General features: G+C 44.5%; 14 protein-coding genes, 2 pseudogenes and 1 riboswitch. Of the genes and pseudogenes, 11 read left to right on the top strand and 5 right to left on the bottom strand.

Annotation, left to right across the window (positions count from 1 at the left end):
- Positions 1-184 precede the first annotated feature (184 nt).
- The 7 genes and pseudogenes from EXA13_RS01715 to EXA13_RS01690 all read left to right on the top strand — a co-directional run bounded on the left by EXA13_RS01715 (position 185) and on the right by EXA13_RS01690 (position 6,343).
- Positions 185-1,075, top strand: a complete 891-nt coding sequence (locus tag EXA13_RS01715) for a DUF72 domain-containing protein (RefSeq protein WP_238131578.1) — start codon at positions 185-187, stop codon at positions 1,073-1,075.
- Positions 1,076-1,194: 119 nt separating this feature from the next.
- The gene (gene cmoA / locus EXA13_RS01710) at positions 1,195-1,923 is read left to right on the top strand and encodes a carboxy-S-adenosyl-L-methionine synthase CmoA (protein WP_238131577.1); all 729 of its coding nucleotides are present in this window, start codon (positions 1,195-1,197) and stop codon (positions 1,921-1,923) included.
- 83 nt (positions 1,924-2,006) lie between these two features.
- On the top strand, positions 2,007-2,978 hold the full coding sequence (gene cmoB, locus EXA13_RS01705) for a tRNA 5-methoxyuridine(34)/uridine 5-oxyacetic acid(34) synthase CmoB (protein ID WP_238131576.1): 972 nt from the start codon (positions 2,007-2,009) through the stop codon (positions 2,976-2,978).
- Between the two features lie 114 nt (positions 2,979-3,092).
- Positions 3,093-3,315: pseudogene (locus tag EXA13_RS16950) on the top strand (ATP-dependent Zn protease); the annotation flags it as partial.
- Positions 3,316-3,398: 83 nt separating this feature from the next.
- Positions 3,399-3,842, top strand: a pseudogene (locus EXA13_RS16945) (ATP-dependent zinc protease family protein); the annotation flags it as partial.
- 16 nt (positions 3,843-3,858) lie between these two features.
- Positions 3,859-5,367, top strand: a complete 1,509-nt coding sequence (locus EXA13_RS01695; protein WP_238131574.1) for an inactive transglutaminase family protein — start codon at positions 3,859-3,861, stop codon at positions 5,365-5,367.
- A gap of 1 nt (position 5,368) precedes the next feature.
- Positions 5,369-6,343 (top strand): alpha-L-glutamate ligase-like protein, encoded by a 975-nt coding sequence (locus EXA13_RS01690; RefSeq protein ID WP_238131573.1) that lies wholly within the window; start codon positions 5,369-5,371, stop codon positions 6,341-6,343.
- 65 nt (positions 6,344-6,408) lie between these two features.
- On the opposite strand, the gene mukB is transcribed toward EXA13_RS01690, so the two are convergent.
- Genes mukB through cmoM form a run of 4 tightly spaced genes read right to left on the bottom strand, consistent with a single transcriptional unit; the run spans position 6,409 to position 13,703 of the window.
- Positions 6,409-10,869 (bottom strand): chromosome partition protein MukB, encoded by a 4,461-nt coding sequence (gene mukB / locus EXA13_RS01685; RefSeq protein WP_238131572.1) that lies wholly within the window; start codon positions 10,867-10,869, stop codon positions 6,409-6,411.
- Positions 10,866-11,594 (bottom strand): chromosome partition protein MukE, encoded by a 729-nt coding sequence (gene mukE, locus EXA13_RS01680; protein ID WP_238131571.1) that lies wholly within the window; start codon positions 11,592-11,594, stop codon positions 10,866-10,868. The genes mukB and mukE overlap by 4 nt, the downstream gene beginning before the upstream one ends.
- Positions 11,575-12,912 carry a chromosome partition protein MukF gene (mukF, locus tag EXA13_RS01675; RefSeq protein WP_238131570.1) on the bottom strand — a complete coding sequence of 446 codons (1,338 nt, stop codon included), beginning with the start codon at positions 12,910-12,912 and terminating at the stop codon, positions 11,575-11,577. Before mukF ends, mukE begins: the two co-directional genes overlap by 20 nt.
- 2 nt (positions 12,913-12,914) lie before the next feature.
- A complete protein-coding gene (cmoM, locus tag EXA13_RS01670) occupies positions 12,915-13,703 on the bottom strand; it encodes a tRNA uridine 5-oxyacetic acid(34) methyltransferase CmoM (RefSeq protein ID WP_238131811.1) in 789 nt (262 codons plus the stop codon).
- Positions 13,704-13,791: 88 nt separating this feature from the next.
- Here cmoM and elyC point away from each other — a divergent pair, with 88 nt between their 5' ends.
- From elyC to EXA13_RS01650, 4 genes are all read left to right on the top strand, one after another.
- On the top strand, positions 13,792-14,613 hold the full coding sequence (gene elyC / locus EXA13_RS01665; RefSeq protein WP_238131569.1) for an envelope biogenesis factor ElyC: 822 nt from the start codon (positions 13,792-13,794) through the stop codon (positions 14,611-14,613).
- Between the two features lie 419 nt (positions 14,614-15,032).
- Entirely contained in the window at positions 15,033-16,046 is a 1,014-nt protein-coding gene (gene purR, locus EXA13_RS01660; protein WP_238131568.1) for an HTH-type transcriptional repressor PurR, read from the top strand.
- A 202-nt stretch (positions 16,047-16,248) separates the two neighbouring features.
- Positions 16,249-16,331: riboswitch (cyclic di-GMP riboswitch) on the top strand.
- A 121-nt stretch (positions 16,332-16,452) separates the two neighbouring features.
- Positions 16,453-17,043 (top strand): TfoX/Sxy family DNA transformation protein, encoded by a 591-nt coding sequence (locus tag EXA13_RS01655; protein WP_238131567.1) that lies wholly within the window; start codon positions 16,453-16,455, stop codon positions 17,041-17,043.
- Positions 17,044-17,196: 153 nt separating this feature from the next.
- On the top strand, positions 17,197-17,880 hold the full coding sequence (locus EXA13_RS01650) for a TVP38/TMEM64 family protein (protein WP_238131566.1): 684 nt from the start codon (positions 17,197-17,199) through the stop codon (positions 17,878-17,880).
- Here EXA13_RS01650 and EXA13_RS01645 read toward each other — a convergent pair.
- Positions 17,877-18,674, bottom strand: a complete 798-nt coding sequence (locus EXA13_RS01645) for an alpha/beta fold hydrolase (RefSeq protein WP_238131565.1) — start codon at positions 18,672-18,674, stop codon at positions 17,877-17,879. The two genes, EXA13_RS01650 and EXA13_RS01645, sit on opposite strands and share 4 nt — an antisense overlap.
- Between the last annotated feature and the right edge of the window lie 56 nt (positions 18,675-18,730).

Here is an 18,730-nt window from a genome sequence, read left to right as displayed (position 1 = left end):
GAAGATCGACCTTCCAGAATATAATTTTGTTGTGTTCTATTCCGTATTCTTTGTTTTGTACAATAATCAATCAAATTGTGATTAAAGCATCAGCGACGGAAAAATTGGCGCTGATTATAGCGCTAAAATGCCGTATTCTTCAAAGAAACTCGTCTTTGTCCCATTGAAAAAATCAAGAGTCGCCATGCAAAAGCTTCCATTACGTCTCGGTCTTACTATGTGGTCACACTCTGGTTGGCAAGGCCGATTTTTTCCAACAGGAACCACGCCCGCCGAACGATTAGCTTATTATTCCAGCGTATTTCACACCGTAGAAGGCAACACGACCTTTTATGCATCTCCTTCGCCAACCACCGTACGTAGCTGGCATTTGGCCACGCATGATGATTTCCGATTTACCTTTAAGCTACCAAAAACGATCACCCACCAACACCAACTGGTGGGCTGCCAAACTGATCTAAAGCAATTTCTTCAACTCATGGAACCCTTACATGAACGTATCGGCTTATGGACGATCCAACTTCCCGCTGCTTTTCGTGGCGCACACCTTGATCAATTGAAAAAGTTTTGTCGCGGTTTCCCCGCCCATTTTCCCTTAGGCGTTGAAGTTCGACACGCCAGCTATTTTGCCAAAGGCGAAGAAGAACGTCGCTTTAACCAATGGCTCATCGAAGAGAACATCAATCGGATCATCATGGATAGTCGCCCAGTGTTTGCAGCCAAACCCGACAATGAAATCATTATTGATGCGCAAAAGAAAAAACCCAATGTGCCCGTACACGCCATTGCCACTGCCACTCAGCCGATGATCCGGTTTATTGGCCACCCCGACTTGCCACAGAATCAGGCTTTTTTTACCGCTTGGTTAGCCAAGTTGCCACAATGGATGGCACAAGGTAAACAGCCATATTTAATGGTCCATACTCCCGATAACCTCTATGCACCAGAGCTTGCCGCCTCTCTCTACCAAACCTTACAAACGGTCATTCACCATTCTGATACCATCACGCAAAAACTGCCTGATCTCGCAACGTTTCCAGCACAAAGAGGGGATACTCAACTCTCAATGTTTTAACTTCTCACGGGAACTGAGCGCGCTTTAATGACAGAGAATGAAATTTTTCATAAAATACGCGCCTTTTCTATCGTTGAGCGGTACATTTAGCTCAATTTATACGGGTATAAGGTTCTCCCATGAGCTCAAAAGACACCATATTTTCAGCCCCTATCGATAAAATCGGTGATTTCACCTTCGATGAGCGAGTGGTCGAAGTCTTTCCAGATATGATTCAACGTTCAGTCCCGGGCTACAGCAATATTATTTCGGCCATTGGTATGCTCGCGGAACGCTTTGCTAAACCTCATAGCCATTTGTATGACTTAGGTTGCTCACTGGGAGCAGCAACCCTTTCTATGCGCCGTCATATCAAGCAAGAAGGTTGTAAAATCATTGGTGTTGATAACTCGTCCGCCATGGTTGAGCGTTGCAAACTGCATGTCAATGCCTACCGTTCTGATACTCCGGTCGAGATCATGGAAGCCGATATTCGAGAGGTCACGATTGAAAATGCGTCGGTTGTCGTACTCAACTTCACTTTACAGTTTTTATCGCCTGAAGATCGCTACACGCTGCTTGAAAAAGTTTATGCTGGTTTGCGCCCAGGAGGCATTTTAATTGTTTCAGAGAAATTTATTTTCCCTGATGAGACAGCACATGAACTATTGATTGATTTACACCATGATTTTAAGCGTGCCAATGGATACAGCGAATTGGAAATCAGTCAAAAACGCAGTGCTATCGAAAATGTCATGCGTCCCGATTCCGTTGAAGCCCATAAACAGCGCTTTAAGCAGTTGGGCTTTTCAAGCTATGAAGTCTGGTTTCAATGCTTTAATTTTGGCTCTATGTTTGCCATCAAATAACGTTTATACGCCCTATCCTACCCAGAGACGATTTACCCTCTGCACGACGACAGGGCTTTGTGCACGATTTAGGAACACATTCCATGTTTAATTTTGGTCCACTTTATCAACGCCTTGCTCAAGACACTCGCCTACAGCCTTGGTTAGATGTACTGCCCAAACAACTGTCGGATTGGCAAGACAAGCCTCATGGCGATATGGATCGCTGGTTACGTGCTTTAAAGAAAATCGATGATACCCCACCCGATGCGATGGATTTAAAAACGTCAGTCACCGTCCATAATCACCAGCCACTGGCGGCTGGGGAACAGAAGAAATTAGAAAGCCTGCTGAAAACTTTTCATCCTTGGCGCAAAGGCCCCTATTTTCTCCATGGTATTCATATTGATACCGAATGGCGAAGTGATTGGAAATGGGACCGTCTTCTTCCTCATATTTCACCATTAAAAGATCGTTCAGTCTTGGATGTCGGTTGTGGTAACGGCTACCACATGTGGCGTATGCTCGGTGAAGGGGCACATCAAGTGATGGGCATTGATCCCTCCGAGCTCTTTCTCATTCAATTTGAAGCAGTCCGCAAATTAATGGGGAACGATCAACGTATCCATTTAGTGCCATTAGGCATTGAACAACTTCCGGTACTGGAAGCCTTTGATACTGTATTTAGCATGGGCGTGTTATACCACCGACGCTCTCCCCTTGATCATCTCATTCAATTGAAAAACCAATTGGTGGAAGGCGGTGAATTAGTCCTAGAAACCTTAGTGATTGAAGGGGATGAAAATACCGTATTGGTTCCGTTTGATCGCTATGCTCAAATGCGCAATGTTTACTTTTTCCCTTCAGCAAAAGCCCTGAAAGGTTGGTTAGAAAAAGTGGGATTTGTGGAGGTTCGCATCGTTGATGAGAATACAACCTCATTAGATGAACAGCGAACCACAGAGTGGATGACTCATAATTCGCTCCCCGATTACCTTGATACGAATGACACCAGTAAGACTGTTGAAGGCTATCCTGCACCAAGACGGGCAATTTTAATTGCAAAAAAGCCATAATTGACACAGTCTTAACGTGTTATTTGTCGTATAAGTCTACTCTAGCAAAAGATGCGTAGCGCATCCTTTGCTATAACTAATGAAACAAACTACAACACAAGAATAAGGTCGCAAATGTTTAAGCGAATAGCCCCCCTTGTCGCACTTAGCATGCTCTCTGGTTGCACAATATTAAAGGGCGACGAATACCATCAAGCTACGCTGGCTGCCATTCATCAATCCGAATCCAACCTTTCCAATAAAATGACCAATTTAGAGCTGCATATTAGTAACCAGATGGACTATATCGACAGCCTAGAGAATCAACTCTCTGACCTCAAAGGACAAGTCAAAGAGCTCAAGGTTCTGGCTAATCGTCCAGTGGTGGTTACAGAAGATCCGTCGCAGCCTCAACGCACATCCATGCCAAACAGTGCTGCCCCCAGTATCCCTCGTCATGATGTGGTATTGGGTGAAATAGAAAAAGTGACCATTGATGCGATCAAACAAACGTTTGATGCTCGCGTGGATACCGGTGCGGCCACTTCTTCTTTAAATGCGATTGATGTAGAAGAATTTGAACGGAATGGGAAAAACTGGGTACGTTTTCATCTCGCAGGCGATACCAGTGTCAAAGATGATAACAACTGGATAGAAGCGCCGATCATACGGTTCGTTCGTATTCGCCAGTCAACCAGCGAACAGTCAGAACGCCGCGCCGTCGTTGAATTGTGGGTCAAATTAGGCGCTATTCATGAAAAAGCGCAGTTTACCTTAGCTGACCGTTCACAAATGAGCCATCCGATCCTACTGGGTAGAGAGTTTATCCGTGACATTGCGGTAGTGGATGTCAGTCGGAAATACATTCAGACAGAAACAAAGTAAATACATAAGGTCAGTTATGACATCACGAGTTCCATTCTATTTATCGATTCTTTTGCTGGTTACCATCGGTATTACGTTAAGTATGATACGTCACCAAAGTTATGGGGTGCCGTGGACGCCGGGAGAAACCCGCCAAGTTTGGGATATTGAAGCACGCATCGAATTCAATGCTCAGGGGAAAGAAGTCAAAGTATCCCTTGCCGCCCCTCATACGCAAGATGGCTTCACCTTAGTCGGTGAAAACGCTTCCTCTCCAGGTTATGGTATCTCTTATCTCACGACAGAAACGGGACGACGGGCCGAATGGTCTATTCGTCAGGCTACAGGCCCACAAACGATTTACTACAAAGCACAGTTTTTAGTCGATCCACAAGCCAAAACAACACCCATTCCCCCAGCCCAAACGCTAAGTAAGCCAACGTTTGATGGCCCAGAAGAAATTGCCGCCATTGCTTTGATAGAGCAAGCAAACCGACATTCGGCTGACGATGTCACCTTTACTCGAGAGTTGATTAAGACGCTCAATGATACTGAAAACCAGAATGCCGCTTTACTGTTGAATAAAATGAGCAAGGTAGATGCCGCACAAAAATTGCTGTCTTACCAACAAATTGCCAATAAAGTTGTGGGCGTCATTAAGCTAGAAGACGGCCGCCGCCGTCAGTCTATCCAACATATGAATCAAGTATGGGACGGGCAAAAATGGGTTCTCTTTAATCCAGAAACTGGCATTCAACCAACTCAACCTAACCTTTTGGTATGGGATGAATCGAACATCTCTTTACTGGATGTCATCGGTGGTCAAAACAGCCAAGTACACTTTACCATGATTGCTCAAGAGGTTTCTCCACAGCAAGCAACCAGTAATAAAGTGGAAGCTGACGGGCTACTAAACCTCTCAATTCATAGCTTACCTCTCGAAGAGCAAGCTATGTTTAAAACGATCATGCTCATCCCTATCGGTGCCCTGATCGTGGTATTTTTACGTGTCATCATCGGTTTAAAAACTTCGGGCACCTTTATGCCAGTACTGATTGCGGTGGCCTTTGTACAAACCCAGTTAACCACCGGTATTGTCGGCTTCTTATTAATTGTCGGTACTGGGCTCATTATCCGCAGTTACTTATCGAAACTTAATTTATTACTGGTTGCTCGTATATCGGCTGTCATTATTTCCGTCATTTTAATTATCTCGGTCTTTACCGTGGTGGCATTTAAAATTGGCTTAACCGAAGGTTTAACCATCACGTTCTTCCCTATGATCATCTTGTCATGGACCATTGAACGCATGTCCATTCTTTGGGAAGAAGAAGGGGCAAAAGAAGTGATTTTACAAGGTGGCGGTTCACTCTTAACCGCAGTGCTGATCTATCTCGCGATGACTAACACGTATGTCCAGCACCTCACCTTCAACTTTATTGGCTTACAACTGGTTGTGTTAGCCGCCATCTTATTACTCGGAACCTATACCGGTTACCGCATAACAGAGTTACGTCGCTTTAAACCTTTGGTGGATGGAGATTAATATGTTTCTCTCTCTTTCTGAGTACACCTCCCCTTTCAAATTACGTCGCAAAGGGATCATGGGGATGAACAAACGTAACCACAGTTATATTGGCCGCTATAATGACCGTTCTAAGTACCCATTGGTTGACGATAAGCTGCAAACAAAATTAATTGCTCAACGGGCTGGTTGTACAGTACCGCAGTTAATTGGTGTGATCAGTAATCAAGGGGATGTAAAACGAATTCACCAGATGGTTGAGCAATGGCCGGGCTTTGTTATCAAACCAGCCCGAGGTAGTGGCGGTAAAGGTATTTTAGTCATTAGTTCGCATCAAGATGGGGTGTATACCAAACCATCAGGTTCAACCATTACCAAAGAAGATGTTGAAAGACACATCAGTAATGCGTTGGCTGGGTTATTTTCATTAGGCGGTAAGAATGATGTCGCCGTAATAGAAAACTTAATCAAGTTTGATGATTGCTTTGATGGCTTTAGTTATGAAGGGGTGCCAGATGTACGAATCATCGTCTTTAAAGGCTACCCCGTTATGGCAATGATGCGCCTTTCTACTTCTGCCTCTGATGGTAAAGCAAACCTCCATCAAGGCGCGGTCGGTGTCGGCATTGATATCGCTACGGGGAAAGCCGTCCGAGCGGTACAATTTAATCGTCCGGTCACCGTTCACCCCGACACAGGGAAAGATCTTTCCACACTTGTCGTTCCCCACTGGGAGCGTTTGCTCACACTTGCAGCTAGCGCATGGGAGATGACCGGGCTTGGTTATCTGGGTACGGATATGGTGTTGGACAAAGAAGAAGGCCCTATGGTGCTTGAACTCAATGCTCGCCCAGGGCTTGCGATTCAAACGGCCAATGGTGCAGGGCTACTGCCTCGCCTACAACATATTGAAAACTTAGGCTCACCACTGATTTACCCGACACCCGCAGAACGGGTAGTTTATGCCGCAAAACAGTTTGGCAACCAAGAAAAGTAACGGATTAATCACCCTATAAAAAACGCCTTCATATCGAAGGCGTTTTTTCTTCTCCAATCTAGCGGTTAACTTAATGCCTCCGCCAGCTGTTGCTCTTCACTTTTTGGTTTTTCTTTACTCGCAAACCCTCGCAGCCCCACTACATGCACATGTTCGTGATCTTTAAAGACTTTACGAACCAATTTATAGGTTGTGCCCTTCTCTGGGCTAATATTTTCAGGCGCGGCGATCAGCAATTGCATATCCAAGCGCTCACAAAGCTCAAATAGCGTTGCAATAGATTTTGCATCCAAACGTGCCGCTTCATCTAAGAAAAGCAAACGACAAGGAACAATATCTTTGCTCCGTAAGCGACGAGATTCTTCTTCCCAGCTTTGTACGACCATCAGAAGAATCGATTGACCCGTACCAATGGCTTCACCGGTCGATAATGCACCAGACTCGGCTTGTAGCCAACCATCGGAGCCTCGATTCACTTCAACACTCAACTCAAGGTAATTACGGTAATCCAACAGTTCTTCACCTAATACCTGAGGAGAACGCTGACCCATATCAATGTGTGGGTTGACTCGTTGGAAAAGTTTCGCCATTGCTTCTGAGAAGGTATAGCGAGTACTTTCAAACAGATCTTTATGCTGTACCTGTTGCTCGACTAACCCACTGAGCAAGATTTCATGGCTTTCACGCACTTTAACGTTAAGACGAACCCCTTTCACTTGACCAAAGGCGATATTCGATAGCCCTTGGTTAAGCATTCGAATGCGGTTTTGCTCACGTTGAATGGTCTTACGGATGATACTGGCGACAGAATCTGAGCTGATCGCCAATCGATTTTCCCGCTGCGTCAGTTCTTCAGTCAAACGAGCAAGCTCAACTTCCATCTCTTCAATGGCTTCAACGGGGTCGTCTGTTCGAATGATATCTTGACGAATACGTTCACGCAGATGCTGATAAACAGCGATATAAAATAGTACCTTGCGCTCTGGATGCGCATTATCTTCCGATAAGCGTAACGCATCACGCAAGTCTTCATTATTAGCAACCGCTAAACGTAAGGCTCCTAATGATTTATCAGACATAGAGCGCAGTTCACCGGCCGATAAATACGCCAGTTCGCGCTTATGTAAACGACGCTCAACATCATTTTCACGCGCAAGACGCAATACCGAGCACCAACCCGCTTTGGCATTAACCACAAAAGTTCGCAGATCCTGATACTCTTTTTCCACTTTCTTCAGACGCTTGGCTAACGCTTTCATTTCAACTTCGGTCGAGGTGATCGTCCGCTCATATTCACTCTTACGACCACGAGAGCTATGTAAACGCTCATGCAGTTCATCACGGCGTTGCTGAGCACGACTTAATGCCCCCTCGTCGGCCTGAACCCCAAACTCTTGTAGCTCTTGCTTAAATTCCTGTACCGTTTCCAGCTTAGCTTGATGAGAGCTTTTTAAAGACGCCAAGACTTGATGATACTGGCTCAACTGCGCTTGCGCTTGTTTAAGTTCATCACGGCTACGGTTACGAAGACTCTCCGCTTGTATGAGTTTGGCTTTAAGCTGTTCACTTAACTCACTGCTCTGGCTGAGCAAATCCACCGAATCAGAATAGGCAAAGTGCTGACGACGCTCATAAAGATCAGAAAGCGCAAAGATTTGGCTTTTTAGACTTTGCAGAGCCTGATCCGCTTGTTGATATTGTTGCTCTAATACATCAAATTGTTCTGGGTCCACTTCTAAGGCAGAAGCCAGCGCCTGCAACTGTTCGACGGTTTGACTGTGCTGAGCAAGAAATACCTTCGCTTGGCTAAGATGCTCTAATTTATCATTCAGATCAGTTAAGCGCTCCTGCAAGGCACTTTCTGCCAATAGACGCCAATTTGGAGAGATACTATCGAGTGCCGATAATGCTTGTTTGCTCAATTGACGTTGACTGCGTTGCTGATGCTCTTGGTTTTCCAAATCCGCTAACTGGCGAAGTACTTGATTACGTTTTTCTCGTGCAGTCAGTAATGCTTGCTCAGGATCCGCTTCAAATGCGCACTGTAAATGTTCAGCCACAAAAAGGTTAAAACTGCTGTATAAACGTTGCAGTTTTTGAGAATCAAAAGCCGCTTTGGCATGAGCTTCAACGACCTCTTCTCGTTCTAAGCGGAGTCGTTCTAAACGCTGCTCACGAGCTGCTCGTCCAAATAGAGGGATCTCTGGAAAGCGAGAATAACGCATTTGTCGATCATTTAACTGAACACAAACCGCTCCGGCTAACTCTTCAACATCAATCGAACTATCATCAAAGGCATCGATATCACCTTCGATTAAATAGAGATCTTCTGGACAATCATCTAGCTCAACCAACTTTTCTTTTATACCAGATAAGTCAGAAACAACAATCGCATGACGAGCCGGGCCATACATCGCACTGAAGTAAGGCGCATCATCCAGAGTAATATCATCATAAATTTCAGATAATAAAACGCCACCCAGTGTATCTGCCAACCCTTTTAAGCGAGGATCATTTGAACCACCCGGTGAAGCAAGCCGTTCAATTTCACGGTCAAGCTGAGCACGATGTTGAGCAAGTTTGTCCTTCTCAAGCGATTGTACTTTTTCACGCTCCAGCAGAGACTGCATCTCACTCATGACCGATTGACGATCACTTAATTCAGCACCACTTTGCTCACGTAAGATCGCCAAAGCATCATTGGCTTGAATCCACGCTGGGGCAATGCTTTCATAGCGAGCGATATCAGATTGAAGTTCTTGCTCAAGACGGCGCTGCTGACTTCTCTGTTCACGTAGTGTTTCTTGGTTCTGCTCCAAACTCTCTAACAACGCTTGGTGACGCTCACGCTCTAACTCGAGGCTGTCCTCTTCACTGAGTAGAACCTGATGGTGCTTGTGATAGTCACTGACTCGCTGCTGTACTAGATTTCGCTGTTCAATTCGATAGTGCAGATCACGCTGCTGCTCCAACCACGCCTGCTCATTTTGTACCATCTGCTGAGCATCTTGTGTTTGACGTAAAATGGTTTTCGCGTGTTCAGCCGCTTGACTACGGTTGACTTCCCCCAGTACGCTTTTCACTAAACTCAGCGCTCGATCAAACTGCTCCGCCGCCGCTGATGACATATCCAACTTATGTTTTACGGCCAATAGCTCGCTGGTTTTTTGCTCTTTCTGAGCATTCAGCTCACTGATTCGCGCATGAGCAACTTCTGCAGAGAGCGTGGGATCATTGAGCTGGTGGCGAGCTTTGTCGAGCGCTTGTAACGCTTGTTGATATTGCAAAGCGCGGGTCTGTTGTACATCAAGGGCTTGTTGATAATCAGCCAATTGTGTTTTCAGACTATCCACTTCTTCCTCAGCCATGGTGGCTTGCTCTTCCGCCATCATGACGCGTTCTTGCGCTTCTTCGACCACCATCAACTGCTCTTCAAGACGAATGTTCAGTTCTTCTAAATCATCTTGATAGCGAGCGATTTTTTCTTGTTGACGTAGGGCATTTTGTACCAGTTGTAAATGATCTGAAGCCCCCTGATAGTCTTGCTCTAGCGCCGACTCTTGCTCAACCAGCATGTCCAGTTCTTCATGAACACGATTAAGTAGGCGATTTTGTTCAATCAGTGTTTCGCGAGCCGTAAAGAGTTCTTGGCGCAGCGACAATGTTTGCTCAACTTTAATACGACGTTCATTCGCATGGCGCATATAGTCAGCAGCCACATACTGGGTCGATTCAGTGATCAAATGTTTGAATAGATCTCGATCTGCTTGCGTGTTTTTAATGGCTTCCAAAGTCATGCGGTTTTCACGCAACGCCGATTCCATATCTTGGAACGCTTTTTTAACTCCGCCATTTTGTGGCAATAAGTAATCGCGCAATGAACGGGTAATCGCGCTGGAAATACCACCATATAACGAAGCTTCAATCAAACGGTAAAATTTGGAACGATCGCTACTATTACGTAATTTTTTGGGTACCACTCCTGACTCAAACATCTGGCTGTGATAGTCCACAATGGAACCAAATGCTTTGAAAGAAGCCCCTTCAATACCGCTCAGAGCTTCTTTCACTTCATTTAACTGACGAACACGAGCATGGTTATCTGAAACACTTTCTACCAAAATATCCGTCGGTTTAATATGGCTGGGTAAACCTTGAATAACAAAGGGTTTGATGTCCACTTTCTTATCTCGCCCAGCCACTTGCTGAAGTTTGACCGCAAACAACAAACGTTGATGACGAGAATTCACCACATCGAGTGCCGCGTAACAAGCTCCCGGCTGTAACTTACCGTAAAGACCTTTATCACGAGATGCTTGTGAGCTCCCTGCTTCCGTTGTATTACGAAAGTGCAGTAAGCTTTGGTCAGGAATTAAGGCGGTGATAAAAGCCGCCATCGTGGTGGATTTTCCTGCACCATTACCACCGGATAATGTGGTCACCAAATTATCGATATCAAAAGTGCGGGCAAAGAAGCCATTCCAGTTGATCATGGTGAGTGATTGATATTTACCTCTTTCAATCATGCTTCGTCTTCCCATACTTCGTGTTGTTCATCTTGTTCTTGTAATTCCGCTTCATTGGCTAATAAGCTAGGTTGGTTAGGTTCTTGAGTATGAACCACTGCTTCACCATCACGGATCAAACGCAACTGTGCCTGACGCATATCATCCCCAACTCGTACATCCGCACCGAAACGAAACACCGCTTCCGTAATACGAAACTTGGTGGTTTCTCCTATGTGAATGAGCATGCCAAGGCGACGTAACCGGCGCAAAGAAGTGCGAACTTTTTCAAATAACTTTTCTTTATCTAAATCCGATCCCGTGGCGCGATGAGTCACCAATTTCATCAATTTTTTTTCATCAACCAATGAGAGCAGTTCTTCATACAGCTCTTGGTTGGTAAAAATCCCTTCATGCGCCAATCGTTCTGGACTTAAATAGAGGAAGCAGAGCACCTTACCTACCAACATATCCAATTCAGATAAGACACTACGGTTAATCAAGGATGATGAACGTGGACGGAGATAAAAAAAGCCTTCGGGTGCACGAACCAACTCGGTGTTGTAACGCTGATAAAATAACGCCAGCTCAGGTTCAAAATCAGATAAAAAGGCATGGTTATCCAGATCATCACTAGACACATGCCGCCCTGCACGTAATTGACTATCTAAAGCAGGAAAAAGCGGATTTACTATCGCTTTAGCCAGTTTCTCTGGCATATATTCATTAATATCGGTCGATGACATTTGCTTGTACCTTTGCACCAAATTCGTTAATTGCTTGCCAGTCTGGCTGAACAGCTCGGTAATCAGATTCAGAATAACCGAGGCGTACCGCTTGATCGACGACAATTCTAGCGAGATCAAAATGATGTGTACGCGGATGAGAAGCCAGATAATCACGTAACACGACGCCTAAATCGATAGGCTGTTGCTGCTCTTTATGGGCTTTAAGCATATGACCAATACGCTCTGAAATTTCATCATGGACTTGCTGAAATTCTTCATATTCAACCTCCATTGGCCGTTGCCCAGTCACCTCATCATCTCGGAGCACCAATGCCTCATCACGCAGATCCGACAAACGCTCCGCTTCTGCAAACGTTAATAACCACGGTTGCGTGAAATAGTCATTCATAGACTGGCGAAGACGTTGGCTGAAAGCTCGGTTTTGATCCATGTCGATAGCGGTTCGGATAAACTTATGGACATGTCGGTCGTAACCTATCCATAAATCAATCGCTTGTTGGCCCCAACTGGTGATGCGATCCAACTTCATCTGCAGTGAGAACAGCACTTCTTCAATAAACTCAAGTTCTGTATCACCATAGACTTTTTCTTGAATATCGAGGATCTGTGTTTGCAATTCATCGCCCGCGGCTTGCAAGGTATCTTGTAGCTCTCGCAGTGTCGATGAAGTTTCTGACAGTAGACGTTCACATTGCTGAATGGCGTCACGCCAATCTTGGTTTAACAGCTCCGCAATTTGCAGTTTTACGGATTGCTGCTGTTCATCGAGAACTCGCTGGTTGAGATCAATACGATCAAAGATCTCTTCAACAGAATATTTCAGCACACCATAAACGTTTTTTTTCCAGTGGCCCGCCGTGCCTCCCTGCTGAGCCGATTCCACCGCTTTAGCCATTTCATCGGCAACCATCGAAAGCTGAATGGAGAGCTTTAATTTAGAAAACTCTCGATGACGGACGTAGTAATCGGTAATCCCTACAGCAAGGGGCGAGAGACGATAAATACTCATCCCTTCGGTAACTTCACTGGTAAATCGACTGATCAAGCGCTGTTTGACCAATTCGTTAATCGCGTTATTCGCTCGAAAAGCCGAAGCTTCTCCTGTCTCAGTAAAGAGTCGAGTGACGATCGCAAAAGCATCATGCAACTCACCTTCACCAAGCTCTTCATCAAATCGTTCATGACTCAACACGGCGATGGCAATCAGAAAGGCCAGACGCTCCGTACTGAGGTTCAATGAGAAATCATGCTGCTTAACCCAACTAACCAACTCATCAATGGGCTGCTCTGCAGCGTTCTGAGTTAACTCACTCATTGTTATTCCTGTTCTTTTTTCTTAGCCCAAACATGGATATAGCGACCTAAAGAGAGATAAGGTTCCTGACGGCAGTACCGCCGTTCTAATGCCAAAAGGTCTTCATAGTGGTAGTCACCCATATTTTTCATATTGCCAATATAGTCACTAAAACAGCGGATACCGGATTTTCCACAAATTTCAAACCCCGCTTGCTCCACCCACTGATAAACCTCCGTCGGTAATAAACCTTGCTGAGGTTGAAGTTTAAAACGCTTGCGATGTGGCATTCCCGCCAAAATGTGAGGAATATTGCCACACACCGCATTCTTGTACACCAAGCCATGCTGGTTATAGAACATAATGGATGCCATTCCACCGACCCGCACTTGAGCCAATAGATGCTTCAATGCAGTTTGAGGATCAGCAAGCCACTCCATTACCGCATGGAACATGACAATATCAACAGGCGCTGACAAATGTTTATCTACCGATTGAACCGGAGCATGCACAAAATGGTAGTGCTCAAGTAATCCGTTCTCCGTAATGTTCTGTTTTGCCAAATGTAACATTTCAGAAGAAAGATCACACAAGGTGACATGGTGGCCAAATTTCGCTAATCTTTGCGACATCTGTGCCAAACCACCGCCTGCATCTAAAATGTGCAACGGAGCTTGTGATTCATCGAAATGGGTGAGCATACGCATGAGATCTTCCCAAACAATAACTTGGCGGATCTCACCTTTGTCAGAACCATAAATATTTTTTGCAAATTTGTGGGCAATATCGTCGAAATTGCGATCTTCTGTCACGGTGGCTTGAGTTATGATAATCAATCGTGCTGCTATTCTGTCATAGGAATGGCAGGAATAAAGAATCTTTCGCTGATTTTACTATCAAGTGCTGTTTTTTCGGACTATTTTGTTTATGTTTGAGCTGAAAAAAATCGTTTCCTCTCTCCTTATGCCTTTGCCAGCACTGCTGATCATTGGTTTTATCGGCTTAATGCTGATCATGTTTACGGCAAAGCGTAAAACCGGCTGCCTCGTGGTGCTATTTTCTTTGCTTGGTTTATTTCTCATTTCCTTCCAACCCCTGTCTAGCCGTCTTTTAATGCCCTTAGAACGCCAATATAGCGCCTTTCTACCTGTTGATGGTGCAGTTGATTATGTCATGGTGCTGGGGAATGGGCATGTCGTAGATGGCAGTATTCCACCCACTTCAGAGTTAACGCGAACTGCGTTGATGCGATTAGCGGAAGGTATCCGTATTTTACATATGTATCCGGGCTCCAAACTGATTTTATCTGGCTATGCGGGAGGAAGTGAGTTCAGCCATGCTAGGATGCTGGCGAAAGTTGCGCTCGCTCTTGGCGTATCAAAATCAGACATTATCTTACTAGAAACAGCGCAAGATACTTGGGAAGAAGCACGGCAAGCGGCAGCCTTTGTCCAGCAAAAACAATTGGTACTTGTGACTTCAGCTAGTCATATGGCACGTGCAATGAATGAATTTCATTCCGTTGGGCTAACCCCAATCCCTGCCCCTACCAATTATCTAGCCCAAAAGAATATTGCTCAAACTTGGGATAAATACACACCCAAAGCACAGTATTTAGAACAAACCGAGCGCTATTGGTATGAAACAATGGGGCTAATGTGGCAAGCCATGCGAGATTGGGCAAGCCATCATGACAATACAGAGCCAAGTCGTACCCAATAAAAGTGGAGCGATGGGTGGTGAATACTCATCTTGCTCACAAATTAACAAGTTTACTGACCATTTAGCGTGGCTATGACGCATAGTGAGGGTAAATTTCGTTGCGGGTTAACCCGTTGCAGTCTAAAATCTTGCTCGCTACTGACAAGATGAATGTAAGAGACAAGCCGCTATTTGAAAGCGGTTTTTGTGTTTTTATTACTTTTAGGCTAATTACAGCCTATGCCCAAATCATTGAGCGTTATCGTCAAGCAACAGGCAAAATCGCGCTTTCTCCAGAGCGGATTGCAATAAAACCAACGTCGCCTATCGCATCATAACGCCTAATGGCTCCCTTTTGGGGGAGATCGGGGTATAACTACTGCTGCACTCGATAAAGTGATGCCTCTTTTGGCCCCAGCAGTCATTGATAGGATAAATTTATGGCTACGATTAAAGACGTTGCACGCTTAGCTGGCGTATCAACAACAACCGTATCTCATGTTATCAACAAAACACGTTTTGTTGCAGAAACCACGCAAGAGAAAGTACTCGATGCAGTCAAACAACTAAACTATGCACCAAGTGCTGTTGCTCGGAGCTTAAAGTGTAATACGACATGTACGATTGGCATGCTGGTTACCCAGTCAACAAACCTATTTTTTTCTGAAGTGATTGATGGTGTTGAAAGTTATTGCTATCGCCAAGGTTATACGCTGATTTTATGTAATACCGGGGGTATTTATGAAAAACAACGTGACTATATTCGTATGCTGGCAGAAAAACGCGTGGACGGCATGCTCGTAATGTGTTCAGACTTAACGGAAGAATTGCTGGAAATGCTAGAAAGCCATCCAGACATTCCTAAAGTGATCATGGATTGGGGGCCTGAAACCTCTCAAGCAGATAAGATCATTGATAACTCTGAAGAAGGGGGTTACCTTGCAACCAAATATCTGATTGAAAAAGGGCATCAAGCGATCGCTTGCCTTAGCGGCCATTTTGTCAAAGCCGCTTGCCAAGAACGTATTGCAGGTTTTCGGCGGGCAATGGCAGAAGCCAATCTGCCAGTCAATGATGATTGGATTCTAGAAGGAAACTTTGAGTGTGATACCGCTGTATTAGCTGCAGATAAGATTCTCGCAATGGATACTCGCCCTACTGCCGTTTTTTGCTTTAATGATACGATGGCGCTTGGTTTAATTAGCCGTTTACAACAACGCGGTGTACGTGTCCCTGATGATATGTCGATTATTGGTTACGATAATATTGAACTCGCTGAATATTTCTCACCACCACTAACAACAGTGCACCAGCCTAAACGCCGAGTTGGGAAAAATGCATTTGAAATTCTGCTGGAGCGGATCAAAGACAAAGAGCACGAACGCCGTACTTTCGAAATGCACCCAGAAATTGTTGAGCGTGATACGGTACGAGATGTGACTCAAAAATCATAAATAAATTTTAATGACCGAGTCCGTAATATCATCGATAACGCTATGCAACTCAACCATTAATCCTTACTATTTTTATTGATATTACCACTACAAATTTGAACGAATATCACATATTGGTAACTTAGCTGTGATATTCGTTCATTTTTTTCATTACTGTATAACAAGAAGTATTATGGAAATAATGCTTAGAGATACCAAAATGTCACGCACAGGGCAAACCATCTGAAAAGTTGGGACGCAAAGCCTCCGGCCTAAACCAGTTTGGTAGGTAGCGGGGTTGCCGATGGCTGAAGGCTGAACTGCACAAACAGGAAGTTTACTCCTTATTGACACATCACAGCAGTTTTTTGCTAGTCTCTCGGACCTGATTTGGTGGCGAATTAGTTAATACACCGAGATTTACAGCATGGATAAACCAGTATTAAAAGATTCAATGAGACTTTTTGAACAATTTGGCCGTGTCAAATCACGTTCAATGTTCGGCGGCTTCGGTGTTTTTGTTGATGACACCATGTTTGCTTTAGTCGTGAATAACAAACTACATATGCGAGCGAACGATGAGTTAGCCGATAAATTTAAGCAACAAGGCTACCAACCCTATGTGTATAAAAAAAGAGGGTTCCCGGTTGTCACGAAGTATTTTGCTTTGCCTGAAGAATGCTGGGATAACCCTGAAGCTATTTTACATGAAGCAAAAGTTGCTTTAAAAATTGCCCAAGATGAGCGAGAAAGCCAAGAACAGTCAAAGCCGGAACGGCTCAAAGACCTCCCCAACTTGAGGCTCGCAACAGAACGCATGCTAAAAAAAGCGGGGATAAACTCCGTTGACCAACTTCATCAAAAAGGAGCCTTGGGGGCTTATAAAGCCATCCAGCAGAGTCACCCTACCGATGTGAGTCTAGAGCTACTCTGGGCATTAGAAGGGGCAATTGAAGGAAAACACTGGTCCGTCATTCCCCACTCTCGACGTGAAGAATTAATAAAGCATTTATCTTAATTTTCCCCTCCTCTATTGCCAACTGTCATAAACCCAGCCAAAGATACTCTGACTGGGTTTATGATTTTTTATCAACGATAAGCTAACCCTGTAAAGGGAAGGTGTTCTATGCTGGATCCAGTAAAGTCGATATATGGCACTATGGAATCTCTCATGACACAAAAAATGACCATCGGAATAATACTGCTTGGTGTGGTGATCTTACTGGCCGTCAGTTTGAATCAATATCTCAATTTAGAAGCCATCAAACAACTTCACACTCAATTATCCCAATGGATTCACCAACACGGGTTAGTCTCAGCCCTTCTTTACTTTATTCTTTATGTCGTACTGACCGCCTTCTCCGTTCCTGGTGCCGCTGTCTTTACCTTACTTGGTGCTGCCCTATTTGGTTTCTGGCTGAGTTTGTTTCTGGTCTCTTTTGCGAGTACGTTTGGTGCAACCATCGCGTTTTGGAGCAGTCGCTATTTACTAAGAGAGTGGGTTTCCCATCGATTCTCAGATAAACTGAATACACTTAACCAAGGAATGAACCAAGATGGCGCTTTATACTTATTCTCTCTACGACTGATCCCTATCCTGCCTTTTTTTCTGATCAACTTGCTAATGGGGTTAACGTCCATTACCACTTGGCGCTATTACTGGATCAGTCAATTGGGTATGTTGCCAGGAACGGCCGTCTATATTAATGCAGGAACTCAACTGAGTGAGATAGAAGACCTATCCGGCATCATGACCCCTTCAGTCTTATTCTCTTTTGTATTACTGGGGATTTTCCCGTTACTGGCTAAATGGCTCCTCAAACAATTACGTGACCAACGAATCAAACACCACTAATGGCTTTGTTGGTGAATGAAATCGATCGAAACCTGATTAAACAAACGTGGCTGTTCAATATTACATACGTGACCACAATCAGGAATTTCCACTAATGCACTTTGTCGATGAGCTGCCACCATCTCTCTGACTGGGCGTAGGAACATATAATCACCGGCTCCCATCACATATAAAGTTGGGATCGACAGCTCTCGCTCTTTGAAGTACCTCATTAACGGATTAACATCCGCCGTTAAGGTAAACCAGCGTTTAAACTCTTGTTGGCAAAGCTTCTGCGCTTCTCTGACAAAAAGGTGACGAGATTCCTTTTGACTGGGTTGAGGCATAACAATGTATGCAAATAAACGATAGAGCCACATATAAGGGATAATATGTTTACTGATATGGCCAAGTTTCACCAACACTTGTGAACGAATATTAAGCCGAGTGACCGCTCCCCCTAATACCATACTCCGTACTCGCTTTGACGCTAATTCAGCAACATTTCTGACAATGATCGTTCCAAGCGACATGCCCACAAAATGCGCAGAATGAATCTTGAGGTGGTCGAGGACGCATAGAACATCCTGTGTTACAGATTTGAATGTATAACGCTGAGCAAGCAGCTCTTTTAGTAATTGATGCGACTTACCATGTCCACGCAAATCGACCAAGAGTAAATTGAAATGCTGTTTGTAGTCTTTAATTTGCTTAAACCAAATGGAAGAACTTCCCCCAGCACCATGAATAAACACCACCCATTCTTTACTGGTTGGATGGGGATATACTTTATGAAACAACAAAGTTTGAGACATGGATACCACATTGACCCAAATTGATTTTGGTAAAAAGATTAGCATATTTTACCAAG

It is taken from the genome of Vibrio cincinnatiensis, from assembly GCF_022113815.1.
GTDB classification, from domain to species: Bacteria; Pseudomonadota; Gammaproteobacteria; order Enterobacterales; family Vibrionaceae; genus Vibrio; species Vibrio cincinnatiensis_A.
Note: the sequence above shows the minus strand (reverse complement) of the source record. Positions and strands in the feature narration are given on the sequence as shown.